General features: G+C 60.9%; 15 protein-coding genes. 6 read left to right on the top strand and 9 right to left on the bottom strand.

What is annotated here, in order from left to right; genetic code table 11:
* The first annotated feature begins 45 nt into the window (after positions 1-45).
* Together BLW22_RS27050 and BLW22_RS27045 are read left to right on the top strand one after the other, a co-directional pair.
* Positions 46-1,815 carry an acyl-CoA dehydrogenase C-terminal domain-containing protein gene (locus BLW22_RS27050; protein WP_065947467.1) on the top strand — a complete coding sequence of 590 codons (1,770 nt, stop codon included), beginning with the start codon at positions 46-48 and terminating at the stop codon, positions 1,813-1,815.
* A 122-nt stretch (positions 1,816-1,937) separates the two neighbouring features.
* Complete coding sequence (locus tag BLW22_RS27045; RefSeq protein ID WP_065925409.1) at positions 1,938-3,716, top strand: acyl-CoA dehydrogenase C-terminal domain-containing protein; 1,779 nt, start codon at positions 1,938-1,940, stop codon at positions 3,714-3,716.
* Between the two features lie 240 nt (positions 3,717-3,956).
* Here BLW22_RS27045 and BLW22_RS27040 read toward each other — a convergent pair whose 3' ends face one another.
* Positions 3,957-4,856 carry a LysR family transcriptional regulator gene (locus tag BLW22_RS27040; RefSeq protein WP_065947466.1) on the bottom strand — a complete coding sequence of 300 codons (900 nt, stop codon included), beginning with the start codon at positions 4,854-4,856 and terminating at the stop codon, positions 3,957-3,959.
* A gap of 209 nt (positions 4,857-5,065) precedes the next feature.
* Here BLW22_RS27040 and BLW22_RS27035 point away from each other — a divergent pair, with 209 nt between their 5' ends.
* The 4 genes from BLW22_RS27035 to BLW22_RS27020 all read left to right on the top strand — a co-directional run bounded on the left by BLW22_RS27035 (position 5,066) and on the right by BLW22_RS27020 (position 7,482).
* Complete coding sequence (locus BLW22_RS27035) at positions 5,066-6,334, top strand: aspartate aminotransferase family protein (protein WP_074847777.1); 1,269 nt, start codon at positions 5,066-5,068, stop codon at positions 6,332-6,334.
* 224 nt (positions 6,335-6,558) lie between these two features.
* Complete coding sequence (locus BLW22_RS27030; protein ID WP_074847776.1) at positions 6,559-6,924, top strand: type II toxin-antitoxin system RelE/ParE family toxin; 366 nt, start codon at positions 6,559-6,561, stop codon at positions 6,922-6,924.
* The gene (locus BLW22_RS27025) at positions 6,908-7,228 is read left to right on the top strand and encodes a helix-turn-helix domain-containing protein (protein WP_065925406.1); all 321 of its coding nucleotides are present in this window, start codon (positions 6,908-6,910) and stop codon (positions 7,226-7,228) included. Before BLW22_RS27030 ends, BLW22_RS27025 begins: the two co-directional genes overlap by 17 nt.
* A 95-nt stretch (positions 7,229-7,323) precedes the next feature.
* Entirely contained in the window at positions 7,324-7,482 is a 159-nt protein-coding gene (locus BLW22_RS27020; RefSeq protein ID WP_010207008.1) for a YqaE/Pmp3 family membrane protein, read from the top strand.
* Between the two features lie 5 nt (positions 7,483-7,487).
* On the opposite strand, the gene pqqE is transcribed toward BLW22_RS27020, so the two are convergent.
* From pqqE to BLW22_RS26975, 8 genes are all read right to left on the bottom strand, one after another.
* Complete coding sequence (gene pqqE, locus BLW22_RS27015) at positions 7,488-8,618, bottom strand: pyrroloquinoline quinone biosynthesis protein PqqE (protein WP_065938222.1); 1,131 nt, start codon at positions 8,616-8,618, stop codon at positions 7,488-7,490.
* Positions 8,611-8,886 (bottom strand): pyrroloquinoline quinone biosynthesis peptide chaperone PqqD, encoded by a 276-nt coding sequence (gene pqqD / locus BLW22_RS27010; RefSeq protein WP_065925404.1) that lies wholly within the window; start codon positions 8,884-8,886, stop codon positions 8,611-8,613. The genes pqqE and pqqD overlap by 8 nt, the downstream gene beginning before the upstream one ends.
* Positions 8,883-9,635 carry a pyrroloquinoline-quinone synthase PqqC gene (gene pqqC / locus BLW22_RS27005; protein WP_065925403.1) on the bottom strand — a complete coding sequence of 251 codons (753 nt, stop codon included), beginning with the start codon at positions 9,633-9,635 and terminating at the stop codon, positions 8,883-8,885. The genes pqqD and pqqC overlap by 4 nt, the downstream gene beginning before the upstream one ends.
* Positions 9,636-9,741: 106 nt before the next feature.
* On the bottom strand, positions 9,742-10,653 hold the full coding sequence (pqqB, locus tag BLW22_RS26995) for a pyrroloquinoline quinone biosynthesis protein PqqB (protein ID WP_027605933.1): 912 nt from the start codon (positions 10,651-10,653) through the stop codon (positions 9,742-9,744).
* A gap of 71 nt (positions 10,654-10,724) precedes the next feature.
* Positions 10,725-10,799 carry a pyrroloquinoline quinone precursor peptide PqqA gene (pqqA, locus tag BLW22_RS26990; protein ID WP_003194766.1) on the bottom strand — a complete coding sequence of 25 codons (75 nt, stop codon included), beginning with the start codon at positions 10,797-10,799 and terminating at the stop codon, positions 10,725-10,727.
* Positions 10,800-10,958: 159 nt separating this feature from the next.
* Entirely contained in the window at positions 10,959-13,328 is a 2,370-nt protein-coding gene (pqqF, locus tag BLW22_RS26985) for a pyrroloquinoline quinone biosynthesis protein PqqF (RefSeq protein WP_074847774.1), read from the bottom strand.
* Between the two features lie 47 nt (positions 13,329-13,375).
* Positions 13,376-14,170 carry a carbon-nitrogen hydrolase family protein gene (locus BLW22_RS26980; RefSeq protein WP_065947461.1) on the bottom strand — a complete coding sequence of 265 codons (795 nt, stop codon included), beginning with the start codon at positions 14,168-14,170 and terminating at the stop codon, positions 13,376-13,378.
* A 10-nt stretch (positions 14,171-14,180) separates the two neighbouring features.
* Complete coding sequence (locus BLW22_RS26975) at positions 14,181-15,863, bottom strand: flavin monoamine oxidase family protein (protein WP_065925505.1); 1,683 nt, start codon at positions 15,861-15,863, stop codon at positions 14,181-14,183.
* Positions 15,864-16,014 lie beyond the last annotated feature (151 nt).

Raw genomic sequence — 16,014 nt, 5'->3', positions numbered from 1 at the left:
CTGGCCGGCAGTAGGTTGAAAGGATCTGCTGCCGGAGACATCGCCATGCCTGAGTACAAAGCTCCCCTGCGCGACATGCGCTTTCTGATCGACAACGTGTTTGATTTCCACGGCCACTACGCTGCCCTGGGCGCCACGGACGCCAGTCCGGACATGGTCAGTGCAATCCTGGAAGAAGGTGCCAAATTCTGCGAGAACGTGCTTTCGCCACTCAACCGCAGTGGTGATGAGGAGGGCTGCCATTTCGACAACGGCGTGGTGACGACGCCCAAGGGCTTCAAGGAAGCCTTCGCCCAGTACGTCGAGGGCGGCTGGCACGGTGTGGCGGCAGACCCGGCCTACGGCGGCCAGGGCCTGCCGCAATCGTTGGGCCTGGTGCTCAGCGAGATGATCGGCTCCAGCAACACCTCGTGGGGCATGTATCCGGGCCTGACCCACGGCGCGATGTCGGCGATCCACGCCCACGGCACCGAAGAGCAGAAGGCCACGTTCCTGAGCAAACTCACCGCAGGCGAATGGACCGGCACCATGTGCCTGACCGAAGCCCATTGCGGCACCGACCTGGGCCTGATCAAGACCCGTGCCGTGCCCCAGGCGGATGGCAGCTACGCGATCACCGGGAGCAAGATCTTCATCTCGGCCGGTGAGCACGACATGAGCGCCAATATCATCCATCTGGTGCTGGCCAAGCTGCCGGATGCGCCGGCGGGCACCAAGGGTATCTCGTTGTTTATCGTGCCCAAGTTCCATGTGGATTCGGCTGAGCGCAATGCGGTGCACTGCGGCTCTATCGAGCACAAGATGGGCATCAAGGCCTCGGCCACGTGCGTGCTCAACTTCGACGGCGCCAAGGGCTTTTTGATTGGCGAGGCGAACAAGGGCCTCAACTGCATGTTCACCATGATGAACCACGCCCGCCTGGGCACCGGCATGCAGGGCCTGTGCAATGGCGAGGCGAGCTTCCAGGGCGCGATCAAGTACGCCAACGACCGCCTGCAAATGCGCGCGCTGACCGGCGCCAAGGCCCCGGAGAAAGCCGCCGACCCGATCATCGTGCATCCCGATGTGCGCCGTATGCTGCTGACCATGAAAGCCTTCAACGAAGGCAACCGCGCACTGACCTATTTCACCGCGCAGTTGCTCGACACCGCGCACCTTTGCAGCGACGCCGGCCAGCGCCAGGAGGCCGAAGACCTGTTGGCGTTCCTCACCCCCATCTGCAAAGCCTTTATGACCGACACCGGGCTGGAGGTGACCAACCACGGCATGCAGATATTCGGCGGCCATGGCTACATTCGTGAGTGGGGCATGGAACAACTGGCGCGCGATGCGCGGATTGCGCCGATCTACGAAGGCACCAACGGCATCCAGGCCCTCGACCTGCTGGGGCGCAAGGTGTTGGGCAGCCAGGGCAAGCTGCTGCGCGGCTTTACCAAAATCGTGCATAAGTTTTGCGCGGCGAATGCCGAACATGCGCAGCTCAAGGGCTATGTGGTGCAGCTTAATCAACTGAATCAGGAATGGGGCGAGCTGACTACCCAGGTCGGTATGGCCGCGATGAAAAACCCGGATGAGGTGGGCGCAGCGGCGGTGGATTACTTGATGTACAGCGGTTACATCATCCTCGCCTACCTGTGGCTTCGGATGGCCATTGCAGCGCTTGCGCACGATGACACTGACTTCGCCAAGGCCAAGCTGGCGACCTGCGACTTTTACTTCAAGCGCCTGTTGCCACGTACCGCAACCCACCGCGCCGCCGTGGAAGCGGGCAGCGAATGCCTGATGAGTCTGCCTGCGGAGTCGTTTGCGCTGTGATGACTTAAAAATACCAGTCAGTCACAAGTGGACCCTATGTGTCTGAAAAGTTGTTCGGGTACACTCGGAGCCTGTAAAACCGATCCTATCGAATCACTTTTCACGTTCTCACGAGGTTTGCCATGGCTGATTACAAAGCGCCGCTGCGTGATATGCGCTTCGTCCTCAACGAAGTCTTTGAGGTCGCCACCACTTGGGCCCAATTGCCGGCATTGGCAGACAGCGTTGACGCCGAAACCGTAGAGGCCATCCTCGAAGAAGCCGGCAAGGTCACCGCCAAATCCATCGCCCCGCTCAGCCGTGGCGGCGATGAACAGGGCTGCCGCTGGGATAACACGGCGGTGTTTACTCCGGATGGTTATCCACAGGCCTACAAGACCTACGCTGAAGGTGGCTGGGTCGGCGTAGGCGGCGACCCCGTGTTTGGCGGCATGGGCATGCCCAAGGCGGTATCGGCCCAGGTCGAGGAGATGATCAACTCGTCAAGCCTGGCGTTCGGCCTGTACCCGATGCTGACCTCCGGCGCCTGCGTGTCGATCAACACCCATGCCAGCGAGGAACTCAAGGCCATCTACCTGCCGAAGATGTATTCCGGCGAGTGGGCAGGCTCCATGTGCCTGACGGAAGCACACGCGGGTACCGACCTGGGGATTATCCGCACCAAGGCCGAGCCGCAGGCAGACGGTTCCTACAGGATCAGCGGAACCAAGATCTTTATCACTGGCGGTGAACACGACCTCACCGAGAACATCATTCACCTGGTGCTGGCCAAACTGCCGGACGCACCGGCCGGTCCCAAGGGGATTTCGCTGTTCCTGGTGCCGAAGTTCATGGTCAACGCCGACGGCAGCCTGGGCGCGCGCAACCCGGTGAGCTGCGGCTCCATCGAACACAAGATGGGTATCCAGGCATCCGCCACCTGCGTGATGAACTTCGACGAAGCCGTTGGCTACCTGGTGGGCGAACCCAACCGTGGGTTGGCGGCGATGTTCACCATGATGAACTATGAGCGCCTTGGCGTGGGTATCCAGGGCCTGGCGTCCGGCGAGCGCTCCTACCAGAACGCGATTGAATATGCGCGGGACCGCCTGCAAAGCCGTGCGCCGACCGGTGCCCAGGCCAAAGACAAAGTGGCCGACCCGATCATCGTCCACCCCGACGTGCGCCGTATGCTGTTGACCATGAAAGCCTCCAACGAAGGCGGACGCGCGTTTTCCACCTATGTGGCGACGCAGCTGGACATCGCCAAGTTCAGTGAAGATGCCGCTGCCCGCGAGCGGGCCGATAACCTGGTGGCCTTGTTGACGCCGGTCGCCAAGGCGTTCCTCAGCGACCTGGGCCTGGAAACCACCGTGCTCGGCCAGCAAGTGTTTGGTGGCCACGGTTACATTCGTGAGTGGGGCCAGGAGCAACTGGTGCGTGATGTACGTATCACCCAGATCTACGAAGGCACCAACGGCATCCAGGCACTGGATTTGATGGGGCGCAAGATCGTCGGCAGCGGCGGTGCGTTCTACACCTTGTTCGCCGACGAGATTCGCCAGTTCATCGCCTCGGCGGGGCCCGAATTGGCGGAGTTCACCCAGCCACTGGGCGCAGCGGTGGATAACCTGGACGAATTGACCGCCTGGGTGCTGGATCGTGCCAGGACCAATCCGAACGAGATCGGCGCAGCCTCGGTGGAGTATTTGCATGCATTTGGTTACATGGCCTACGCCTATATGTGGGCGCGCATGGCCAAGGCCGCGTTGGGCAAAGAGACTGAGGAAGACTTCTACGCCAGCAAGCTGGGCACCGCGCGCTTCTACTTTGCGCGTCTGTTGCCACGTATTCACTCGCTGAGTGCGTCGGTAAAAGCCGGTAGCGAATCACTGTTTTTGCTGGATGAGGCACTGTTCTAACGGCTTGGAGGGCGTGTAAGCATTCTCTTACATGACGTACTGCTAATCGTCCTCTATCGCCAAATTGGATCCACGGATAATCTACTTCACATGGACGTCGCGCAGGAAGCGCAAAGCAACAACACGGACACGTAGGATTCTGCCAGGATGGCGGAGTGAAATGGATGTCAGGGAAACAGTCTGCAAAGCCCCGCTTCGGCGGGGTTTTCTTTTGCCCGCGAAAAAGTCAGGCGCCGAATTTCAGGGCAGGGCCTGCGGCGCATTCATCACGTCTTCCAGCAAGGTGCGCAGCAGCGCCATGGTTGCCTGCTGGCGCTGTACATCGCGACACACCAAACCTACCTTTAACGGCACCCTGGGTTCACTCAAGGGTTTCCAGAGCAGCGACTGGCTGTTGTGTTCGTCCTGGGAGCGTCCCGGCAGCACCGTGGCCAATTTGGTGTTAGGCAAGCTGTCGAGAATCCCCACCATGGTATTCAACTCCGCCTGTACCTGCGGCCGGCGTCCGAGGTTGGATAACTGACCCTGCCAGATCTGTCGAACCTGGAACTCTTCCCCCAGCAACAACATCGGCAGTTCGGCGGCCTGTTTCAGCGAGACTTTCTTGAATTCGCGCAGGGGATGGCCCTCGGGGATGACTATCTTCAATTCATCTTCGTACAACAACACACCGTGCAGCCCCGGCTGGCGTGGTGGCAGATAGCTGATGCCGATGTCCAGCGAGCCGTTAAGCAACCGCCGTTCAATCTCGATCCCGGTCAATTCGTAGATCTGCACCACCAGGTGCGGCTGGGCCTTGCGCACGCGCTCGAGCATTTGCGGGACCAGGCTGGTGTGCACGGTTTGCAGCACGCCGATGGCCAGGGTGCGCATGGCCTGGCCCTTGAAGTTACGCAAGGCTTCGACGGCTTGCTGCATGCCATCGATCAGCGGCAAGGCATGGTTGTACAGCGTATGGGCGGCCAGGGTGGGCAGCAGGCGTTTGCTGCTGCGTTCGAACAGGCTCACATCGAGGTTGCGCTCCAACTGGCGGATCTGTTGTGAGAGCGCTGGCTGTGAGATCGACAGGCGTTCAGCGGCACGGCCCACATGGCCTTCTTCATACACCGCGACGAAATAACGCAGTTGCTTAAAATCCATAAGGTTTGCTTATCGAAAAAGCTGGAAAAACGAAATGGCCGGTGGCCCCCGAGGCGCCTAGTCTAGCGCCTATTCGCAGGGCTTACAGGGCCGGATCGGGCAATGAACAGCGTTTATGTTGATGGCGTTTACATAGGCAAGGCAACACACCCGCAGACAGTGATTGCAGGGAAAACCGACCAAGGCCCGGTTGCCACTGGGGGCAAGCTGTGAATCTCTTCAATATGCGTCGCCCCGTGCCCAGCCTGGACGACCTGCTGCTGGAGGCTTCACCCGATACGCTGTCCAGCGAGGCGCTGATGCCCACCGTGGCGAGGCCGCCTCAGGTTTTCGTTCGTGGCCAGGGCTCGTGGCTGTGGGACAGCGACGAGCGTGCCTACCTGGATTTCAGCCAGGGCAACGCTGCCAACAGCCTCGGCCACAGCCCGCAGGTCTTGATCAAAGCCCTTGCCGACCAGACCCAGGCCCTGATCAATCCAGGCCTGGGGCTGCATAACCGCGCTCAACTCAATCTTGTCGACCGCCTGTGCCATCGTACCGGCAGCGACCAGGCCTACCTGCTCAACAGTGGCGCCGAGGCCTGCGAAGCGGCGATCAAGCTGGCGCGCAAGTGGGGCCAACTGCATCGCGGCGGGGCCTATCGCATTATCAGTGCGAGCAATGGTTGCCATGGTCGCAGTTTCGCGGCACTGGCGGCGTCGGGGGGAGCGCTGGAAAACCGCTTTGAACCGCAATTGCCCGGCTTCAGCCATGTGCCGTTCAACGATCTGCCGGCCCTGCATGCAGCGGTCGATGCACAGACAGTCGCCATCATGCTGGAGCCGGTCCAGAGCGAGGCCGGTGTGATCCCCGCGACGGAGCATTACCTCAAGGGGGTTGAACGGCTGTGCCGCGAACTGGGGATCTTGCTGATCCTCGACGAAGTACAAACCGGCCTTGGCCGTTGCGGCACCTTGCTTGCCGAACAGCAATACGGCGTGCGAGCCGACATCATCACCCTCGGCAAAGGCCTGGGCGGCGGCGTGCCATTGGCTGCGCTGCTGGCGCGCGGCAACGCCTGTTGCTTCGACGTGGGTGAGCTGGAAGGTACCCATCATGGCAACGCATTGATGGCATCGGCCGGGCAGGCGGTACTCGATACGGTGCTGGAGCACGGCTTCCTGGAACACGTACGTGAATCCGGCCTTTACCTGGGCGAAGGCCTTGCCCGACTGGCCTACCGCTACGACCAGGGCCAATTGCGCGGCCACGGCCTGATGTGGGGCCTGACGTTGGCGGATGATTCTGCAGATGCAGTGGTAAAAGCCGCCCTGCACGAAGGCCTGATCCTCAACGCCCCGCAACCTGACTGCCTGCGCTTCACCCCGGCGCTTACGGTGAGCAAAAGCAACATCGACGAAATGCTCCTGCGCCTGGCCCGCGCTTTTTCCCGGGTGCGCACCGCCCAGTTGCAATGCCGCAAGGGCATCGCTGTTTAACCCACATTCCTGAACCGTCTCGCGGTATACGCGGCGCCTCCAGCCTGATTCTTTCGGCTGGGGGCGTTTTTTTGCGTGTGAAATTTTTGGATTGAAAGCGTTGATTGATCGCCTGTGAAAACAATGGCTTTTTAGCGTGCGTCGATAAGGACTGTCGACGGAGCACGGGTTGCTCCACTTCTAATCTATACCACTGGGTGGTATGTTTATGGGAAGGGATATCCATGAGGCTTAGGTTGTTTAAAACCAGGAATTTTGCTGAGGCGGCCAGAAAGGCGTGGATCTGTGATTCGGAGTTGAGGGAGGCGTTCGGCCAATTGCTCAGGGGGCAAGCTGACAATTTGGGAGGTGGTGTCTGGAAGAAACGCCTCAAAGAGAACCGACATCGATCTATTGTCTTGGCCAAGGGCAGGCATTACTGGGTTTATAACTCTCTTTTTGACAAGCAGAGGCGAAGCAATATCAGCCATAAGGAACTCAGCGCGTTGCGAGCACTGGCTAAGGTTTATGAAGGGTTAAACGAGGTACAGGTTCAACACCTTCTGGATAGTGGGGAATTTGTGGAGATGCACCATGACCAAAAAATATGAAAGCGAAATTCTTGAGTCTGTTCACCAATCTGCCAAAGCGCTTTATGCAATTGGCGCCATCAACAAAACTACTCTTCGTGAGTTCGACGAGGCATGCCTTGCAAAGATCCCGGCGCAAATCCCTGCCGAACAGATCAAGCAGCTACGTGAAAGTAGCCATGTCAGCCAACCGGTGTTTGCTCGTTACCTGAATACCAGCGCCTCCACGGTGAAGAAATGGGAATCTGGCGAGAAGCAACCCAGCGGCATGGCGCTCAAACTTCTTAGCATCGTGCAAAAGCATGGGTTAGAAATTCTGGCCTGAAGGATGGCCCGGTGCCAGATCCCACTGAACCCTCACGAACGCCCAAGGTCGATTAGCTACACGGCTCACACGAGCCGATTTTCTGGAGCTGACCCATGGACATCATTCGTATCATCATCGCCATTCTGCTGCCGCCACTGGGTGTGTTCCTGCAAGTGGGTTTCGCTGGCGCGTTCTGGCTGAATATTCTGCTGACCTTGTGCGGTTACTTCCCAGGCATCATTCACGCCGTATACATCATCGCCAAGCGCTGAGCCCGTCAGCCTTTTGCGATGAGCCGTGAATTGCGCTCATTGCGAAAGGCCAGTTGCTCGATGGTCTGGGTAGCGTGCTCGGCTTCTTCCCGAGCCTTGAGGATGATGCCGTGCTGCTCGGACTTGCTGCACACCGGGTCGGCATTGCTCGCATCCCCCGTGAGCATGAAGGCCTGGCAACGGCAGCCACCGAAATCCTTTTCCTTTTCATCGCACGAACGACACGGCTCGGGCATCCAGTCGTAGCCGCGAAAGCGGTTGAACCCGAAAGAGTCGTACCAGATGTGCTGCATGCTGTGGTCGCGCACATTGGGAAACTGCACCGGCATCTGTCGGGCGCCGTGGCAGGGCAGGGCGGTGCCGTCCGGCGTCACGGTCAGAAAGATACTGCCCCAGCCGTTCATACAGGCCTTCGGGCGCTCCTCGTAGTAGTCCGGTGTCACGAAGATCAGCTTGCACGGATGGCCTTCGGCTTCGAGCTTGGCACGGTATTCGTTGGTGATGCGTTCGGCGCGCACCAGTTGTTCCTTCGTCGGCAATAAACCCACGCGATTGAGTTGTGCCCAGCCATAGAACTGGCAGGTGGCAAGCTCGACAAAATCCGCCTCCAGCGCAATACACAGCTCGATGATGCGGTCGATCTTGTCGATATTGTGCCGATGGGTGACGAAGTTCAGCACCATCGGGTAGCCATGCGCCTTCACGGCGCGGGCCATTTCCAGTTTTTGCGCAAAGGCTTTTTTCGAACCGGCCAGCAGGTTGTTCACCTGTTCGTCGCTGGCCTGGAAGCTGATCTGGATATGGTCCAGGCCGGCTTTCTTGAAGTCGCTGATCTTCTGCTCGGTCAGGCCGATGCCTGAGGTGATCAGGTTGGTGTAGAACCCCAGCTTGCGCGCCTCGGCGATCAACTCGGCGAGGTCCTGGCGCACCAGCGGCTCACCGCCGGAAAACCCCAACTGCGCCGCGCCCATCTCGCGGGCCTCGCGAAATACCTTGATCCACTGCTCGGTGCTCAGCTCCTTGCCCTGCTCGGCAAAGTCCAGCGGGTTGGAGCAATACGGGCATTGCAGCGGGCAGCGATAGGTCAGCTCGGCGAGCAACCACAGCGGCAGGCCGATGGCGGGTTTTTCAGGCAAGGGTGATCCAGTGCTCAGCACGGGCGACCTCCATGAATTGCTCGATGTCGTCACCCAGCTCAGGTACGCCGGGGAACTGTTCTTCGAGGGCGGTAATGATCGCCGCCACGTCGCGCTCACCGTCAATCAGGCCACCAATCAGCGCGGCGCTGTCGTTGAGCTTGATCATGCCTTCGGGGTAGAGCAACACATGGCCTTTTTGCGCGGGTTCGTACTGGTAGCGGTAGCCCTGGCGCCAGGTCGGTTTTCTGCTGCGATCAAAGCTCATAGGGTGATCCCTTTATGCCACACCCGCTGCTCGGTCACGCTGTGATACGGCGGGCGTTTCAGTTCGTAGGCCATGCTCATGGCATCCAGCATGCTCCACAGGATGTCGAGTTTGAACTGGAGGATTTCCAGCATGCGCTCCTGGCCTTCTCGGGTGGTGTAGTGCTGCAAGGTGATTGCCAGCCCATGCTCCACGTCGCGCCGCGCCTGGCCCAGGCGGGTGCGGAAATATTCGTAGCCGGTGGGGTCGATCCACGGGTAGTGCTGCGGCCAGCTGTCGAGGCGCGACTGGTGGATCTGCGGCGCGAACAGCTCGGTGAGCGAGCTGCTGGCGGCTTCCTGCCAGCTGGCGCGGCGCGCAAAGTTGACGTAGGCGTCTACCGCAAAGCGTACGCCGGGCAATACCAGTTCCTGGGAGCGCAACTGGTCGGGGTCGAGGCCGACCGCTTGGCCCAAACGCAGCCAGGCTTCGATACCGCCGTCCTCACCCGGTGCGCCATCGTGGTCGAGCAGGCGCTGAATCCACTCGCGACGGATCTCGCGGTCCGGGCAGTTGGCCAGGATCGCCGCGTCTTTCAGCGGGATGTTCACCTGGTAATAGAAACGGTTGGCGACCCAGCCCTGGATCTGCTCGCGGGTGGCACGGCCTTCATACATCGCCACGTGGTACGGGTGATGGATATGGTAGAAGGCGCCTTTGGCCCGCAAGGCGGCTTCGAATTCGGCGGTGTTCATCGGTCTATCAGTCATAAGAGGTCTCCTGTAGGAGCGAGCTTGCTCGCGAAGGTCGTTAACGATGACGTGGGCGTTCTGAATGAGCACGGTGCCCTTGGGTTTTTCGCGGGCAAGCCCGCTCCTACAGTTCGATGCTCATGCCGTCGTAAGCGACTTCGACATTGCGCCGCACCAGTTCCGCGCGCTCTGGAGAATCTTCATCGAGGATCGGGTTGGTGTTGTTGATGTGGATAAGCACCTTGCGCTGCTTGGGCAACTGCTCCAGCACTTCGAGCATGCCGCCGGGGCCATTTTGCGCCAGGTGGCCCATCTCGCGGCCGGTGCGGGTGCCGACGCCACGGCGCTGCATTTCATCGTCGTCCCACATCGTACCGTCCACCAGCAGGCAATCGCTGCCGGCCATGATCTCCAGCAACGGCGCGTCGACCTTGCCCAGGCCCGGGGCGTAGAACAGTTTGCCGCCGGTGCGCAGGTCTTCGACGATCAGGCCGATGTTATCGCCTGGGTGCGGGTCGAAGCGGTGCGGCGAGTACGGTGGGGCGGCGCTACGCAGGGGCAACGGGGTGAAGCGCAGGTTGGGGCAGGCCGGGATGGTGAAGCTGGCATCCAGCTCGATGCGGTTCCAGGCCAGGCCGCCGTTCCAGTGGGTGAGCATGGTGAACAGCGGGAAGCCGGTGCTCAGGTCTTCATGGACCATGTCGGTGCACCACACCTGGTGCGGGCAACCTTCGCGCAGGCTCAACAGGCCGGTGGTGTGGTCGATCTGGCTGTCCATCAGGATGATGGCACTGATGCCGGTGTCGCGCAGTGCGCGGCCGGGCTGCATCGGCGCAAAACCCTGGAGTTGCGCGCGGATATCCGGTGAGGCATTGCACAGTACCCAGTTCACGCCATCGTCGGAAATGGCGATGGACGACTGGGTCCGCGCCTGCGTCCGCAGGCTGCCGTCACGAAAACCTGCGCAGTTCACGCAGTTGCAGTTCCACTGCGGGAAGCCGCCGCCAGCGGCGGAACCTAGAATCTGGACAAACATGGCCGCTCCATCAAGCAAAGCTCAAAACAAAAACGCCCCGGGCGAACCGAGGCGTTGTATTACCCAGCGGCTTAGCGGCTGGCGAAGTACATGGTGACTTCGAAGCCGATACGCAGATCAGTGTAAGCAGGTTTGGACCAGGTCATATTCTTACTCCTACGAAGGGATGGGACGTTTACTACCAAGTAATACATATAGTCCACCTCCAGTCGGAGATGTTCAGATGTGTGCGTGGGAATGTTACGCAATTCTTCTCAAGTTAGCGCTGTCTTGGTGGAAAAAGCCTGTTGCAGGGTTGGCAATGATCAGCTCGCCGGTTGCCAGCTCTCGTCGACAGGTGGGCCGTTGGCGATGCAGCGCCAGCCGCCGGTCGCGTCCTGCAGCTGTTGGGCCGCGTGTTGCAGGTCCTCCCGTGTGCGGGCCTGGATCAGCTGTTGAAGCCGGTACAGATAATCCGACGGATGGCCCGCCAGGCGCGCGTGCCAAAGCAGTTCGGCGCTTTGGGTGATCGGTAACGTCGCGGCGCAGAACTGCTGTGCCAAGGCGTGATTGCCCACGTCAACGCTGCCGTCGATCAACACCGGTAGGTGTTTCAGGAAGGTTTGCAGGTGATCGACGATACCTGCCAGTGAAACGCTGGGTGATTGCACACCCAACAGTAGGCCGGTTTGCCCGTTGACCTGTCGGACACCGCTGAATACGGCGTAGCCCAATTGCAACTCGACCCTCAGGCGTTGGTAGAACGGCCCTTGGAGCAGGTGCCCAAGCAGCCGCCATGAGGCTTCATCGGCCAGGGATTGGCTGGGTGCCGGGCAAAACAGCAGCACGGCGGCTTCGGTTGAGTGGGTTTTAACCGTATGCCACACACGTTGACCACCGAGGTGTTGAAGAGACGGTTCGAAGTGTGCAGGTTGCCCAGGCAGACGGGCGGCGGCGGCCTTTATCAACGTTTCACATGCGGCGGGCAGGCTCAGCCCCAGGCCGTGCCAGCGGGCAGTGGCCCAGGATCCAGGCTGTTCGCTGGCGTCGGCATGGCCGGTGGCGCAGCACGTGGGCAGGGCCTGGAGCAGTTCCCGGATAGCGATCATGGGCGCAGGTGCCGGGGCAGTTTCCTGCGGCAGGTTGAGGTGTTGCGCCAACGCCTCCAGCACGGCCGGCATCGGCTCGTGCAGCCCGGTCATCTTCACCAGCCAATCATGGCCGGTGGCTTCGAGAGATAATTCGACGCCCGCTTGGCGCGCATGTTCACGCAACGGCTGCAAGGTGTTTTCCAGCCCGGCAGGCGCTGGCGCGTCGAAGCGCCACTGCACGTACAGCGCGCCTTCATCGCCGTCATCCGCCAAGGCCTGGCTGAAGGTCAGCGGCGATACGTCCCTTCGCCCCCGTGAACGATCCTGGGCAAACGTGCGCAAGCCTCGGTGAGCGCTGGTTTGGCCACGGATCAGGCCGGCGCGTTCTTCTTTGGCCGGTGGGCGCAGGAACGGGTTGTTCGGCGGCAGTTGCCAACGGTGTTCGGCGGGCGGCAAGTGCAGTGAATCAAGCAGGGCCTTGAGCGCGGCGACGCCCTGTTCACTGAGGTCTTCGCTGTCGTTTCGAGCCAATGCCAGGGCGCCCTGGACCTGTTGTTGGCGAGCGTTCAGCAGGGCGAACTCTTCGCGCAGTGGCGTCCAATCGCTGTGGGCGAAAAAACTCAGCCAGTCGTGCAGCAGCGTCTCAATGTGTGTGGGCGGTTCGTCCTTGCTGTCGAGTGTAAAGTCGATGTCCAGCACGGCTTGACCGGCGAAGTGGTACAGCACCGATGCCTGCAGGACGCTGGCCAAGTGTCGGGTTTTCAACTCGGCGAGCAGCCCGCCCGGCGCAGAGGCATTGAGCCAGGTGCAGAGGAAATCCAGGGCTTCACGGGGCGCGTCACAGGTGATGACGTGGTGCAAGTGGTTGTTGTCGATGTGTTGATAGCGCCGAGCCTGGCCTTGCATCAAGGCCGGTGGTGAGGCCTGCGGATGCAAGGGGCCAGCGATCAGTTGCGCGCTGAAACGCTGCGCCAGGGCTTCCAGTTCTTGCAGCGGCTCCGGGCCGGCGAGGCTCAGCGTCATCTGTCCGCTTTGATAGAAATGCGTGTGGAATTCCCGCAGTGCTTGCTGAAACGCCTCGCGCTCCACCGGCAGGCTGTCGCGGTTGCCCGCGTGAAAGCCGCGCAGTGGATGATCCGCTGCCAAGCCTTCTAGCAGCGCCACCTGCTGCTGTGCCTTGGCATCCTGGGACCAGGCGACGTACTCGGCGTGCAGCACTTCGCGCTCGCGCCGTTGATCTTCCAGGGTCAGGCGCGGATGGGTCAGCATGTCCGCCAGTCGCTCCAGCCCGTGCGCATAGACTGAAACCGGTAGTTCAAAGAAGAAGTCCGTGGTGCGTTCGCGGGTGCTTGCATTCACTTGGCCGCCGTGGCGCTGTACGTAGGCCATCAGCCCTTCGCCTGCAGGAAATCGCTCGGTTCCCAGAAACAACAAATGCTCAAGAAAATGCGCCAGCCCCGGCCAGGCCAACGGCACGTCGTGGCTACCGGCAGCCACCCGCAGCGCCGCCGCGCAACGTTTTAAGCGCGGTGCATGGCGCAGGGAAACCCGCAGGCCATTGGCCAGGGTCAGGTGAACGGGATAAAGGTGGGCCGGGGCGGGCATGGGCACTTCCAGAACGGGCAAGTGCCTATGCTAACAAACCCATTCAGTCAGGGCTTGTACAGCGGGCCGTAAAGCTCGGGACGCCGGTCTTGCAGGTAATGGTTGGCGGCGCGGGCGTCGAGGATCGATTGCCGGTCCACTGTCCCGACAATCAAGGCTTCATCCAGGCCGGCCTGGGCGATTCGCTGGCCATCTGGTGCGGCAATGCTGCTTTGCCCGCAGTACTGGATATCGCCTTCGTGCCCGCAGTAATTGGCGTAGGCCACGTAGCACTGGTTCTCGAAGGCCCGCGCCCGCACGGTGACATCGGCGACGAAGTCGAACGGCACCATATTGGCGGTGGGCACCAGGATCAGCTCGGCACCGGCCAGGGCCAGGCGTCGGGTGTTTTCCGGGAACTCCAGGTCATAGCAGATCAGGAACCCCAACTTCCATCCGTTGAGTTCCACCAGCGGGAAATCATCGTCGCCGGCACTGAACATCGAGTGATCCAGATCGCCGAACAGATGGGTCTTGCGGTAGTTGCACAGGCGCTGGCCGTGGGCGTCGATCAACTGCACGGCGTTGTAGATCTGCCCGTCTTCGGCCCGCTCCGGATAGCCGTACAGAATCGCCAGCCCGGCGCTCTGCGCGATTTCGGCAACGGCTTGGGCAGACTCCCCGTCCTGGGCTTCGGCCAAGGCACCCACGGCTTCGGCACCGATGTTGTAACCGGTGAGGAACATCTCCGGCAGCACCAGCACATCGGCACCGGACGCTTCATGCGCCAGTTGGTGCAGACGCTTGAGGTTGCCTGCGACATCCAGCGGCAGCGGTGGGCATTGGTACAGGGCGACGCGCATGTTCAACTCCTTAGTCAGCCAGGGCAATCGGCCCGATCTCATCGAACACATCACCCGGCCCCGGGTTCTCGGGGTGAGTGCTGCCACCAAAGTGGGTCATGATGCCCCACACCGCGTTCAATGAGGTTTGTACCGCGCCCTCCACCCATGCTGGAGTCCAGGACACGTCGTCACCGGCGATAAAAATCCCACGCTGTTCAGCGGGCATGTCCTTCTGCATGAAGTGCGCATACATACGTTGGTTGTAGCGGTAGTGACCCGGCAGCGCGCCTTTGAAGGCCCCGAGGAAATGCGGGTCGGCTTCCCAGGACACGGTGATCGGGTCGCCGATGATGCGCGCCTTGATGTCGACTTTCGGGTAGATCTTGTTCAAGGCGTCCAGCGCCAGTTTCACCCGTTTGTCGATGGGCTGCGGGAGCATTTTCAGCGCGTCGCTCATCCACGAGTACGACAGGCAGATCACCCCTGGCTTGTCGTCGCCGTTGTCGAAAAGGTAAGTGCCGCGCGTGAGGCGATCGGTGAGGGTCATGCTCATCAGGTCGCGGCCGGTCTCCGGGTCTTTGTCTTTCCAGAACGGGCGGTCGACCATCACGAAGGTCTTTGACGATTGCATGTAGCGCGTGCGGTCGAGGGCCATCCACATCTTTTGCGAGAACAGTGTTTCATCGCACTCGATCTGGGTGGTCAGCAGCCAGCTTTGGCAGGTGGTGAGCACGGCCGCGTATTCGCGGGTATCGCCGTAGTTGTCGGTCACCGCGAAACGGCCATCGGCAGCATGGGCGATGCGTTTTACCCCGGCCCGTGGTGCACCGCGGTGCAGCGAGCTCAGGCTGGTACCGGCGGGCCAATGGGCGCAACGCTCCGGCACATGGCGCCAGATGCCCATCGGCACCTGGGCTACGCCGCCGACCACCAGGTGCTGGTGATCGTCACAGTTGGTCATGACCACGCGGAATATTTCCAGCATGGAGTTGGGGAAATCCGAGTCCCAGCCACCGGTGCCGAAACCTACCTGGCCAAACACTTCGCGGTGGTGGAACGACAACTTGGCGAAGGCCTTGGAGGTGGCTACGAAGTCGTAGAAGGTGCGGTCGTCCCACAAGGGCACCAACTTGTTCCACAGCGCTTTGAGGCGCGGCACATCACGGTCGCGGATGGCTTGCTGGATATCGCCGAACTGCGAGCCGGCTTCCAGGGCGTCGGCCCAGGCGTCAGCCACTTCCTGGAACAGCGCAGGCAGATCGGACAGCTTTTGTGCGTAGTGGGTCTGGCCTTCGAGATCGATCACCGTACTGCCGGAAGCCGGCGTCAGCGGGTTGGGGAAGGGTTTGGTTTCCAGACCCAGCTTGTCGACGTAGTGATAGAACGCGGTAGAGGACACCGGAAAACGCATGCCGCCCAACTCGGCGATGATACCTTCGGCGCCTTCGAAGGCCTGGGAACGCAAACGGCCGCCCATCTTCGAGGCCTCATACACCACGGGCTTGAGGCCCAGCTTCATCAGCTCGTAGGCGGCGACCAGCCCGGCGATACCGGCGCCGACGATGGCCACTTCGGCGCCATGATTGGCGGCGGGGATACTGCCGAGTCCGGCGGGGTGTTCGATCCAGTCATCGAAGGCGAACGGGAAATCCGGGCCAAAGATGGTGATGGGTTTTTTACCGTCGGCAGGGTGGCGATGGGTCTTGCTGATAGTGCTGGACGGAATGCTCATGGCGGGCCCTTGCTGACGACTCGGCGGGAAGTGACCCGCTGAGTATAGGAAAAGATGGCAGCCAGTTTAGGGAGCGTTGCGTTCGTTAATAAGACGCAAAGTGTCGTCGGAATGAATTGTTTTTAGTCAT

Origin of the sequence: Pseudomonas marginalis, from assembly GCF_900105325.1 — a bacterium.
Lineage (GTDB): Bacteria > Pseudomonadota > Gammaproteobacteria > Pseudomonadales > Pseudomonadaceae > Aquipseudomonas > Aquipseudomonas marginalis.
Note: the sequence above shows the minus strand (reverse complement) of the source record. Positions and strands in the feature narration are given on the sequence as shown.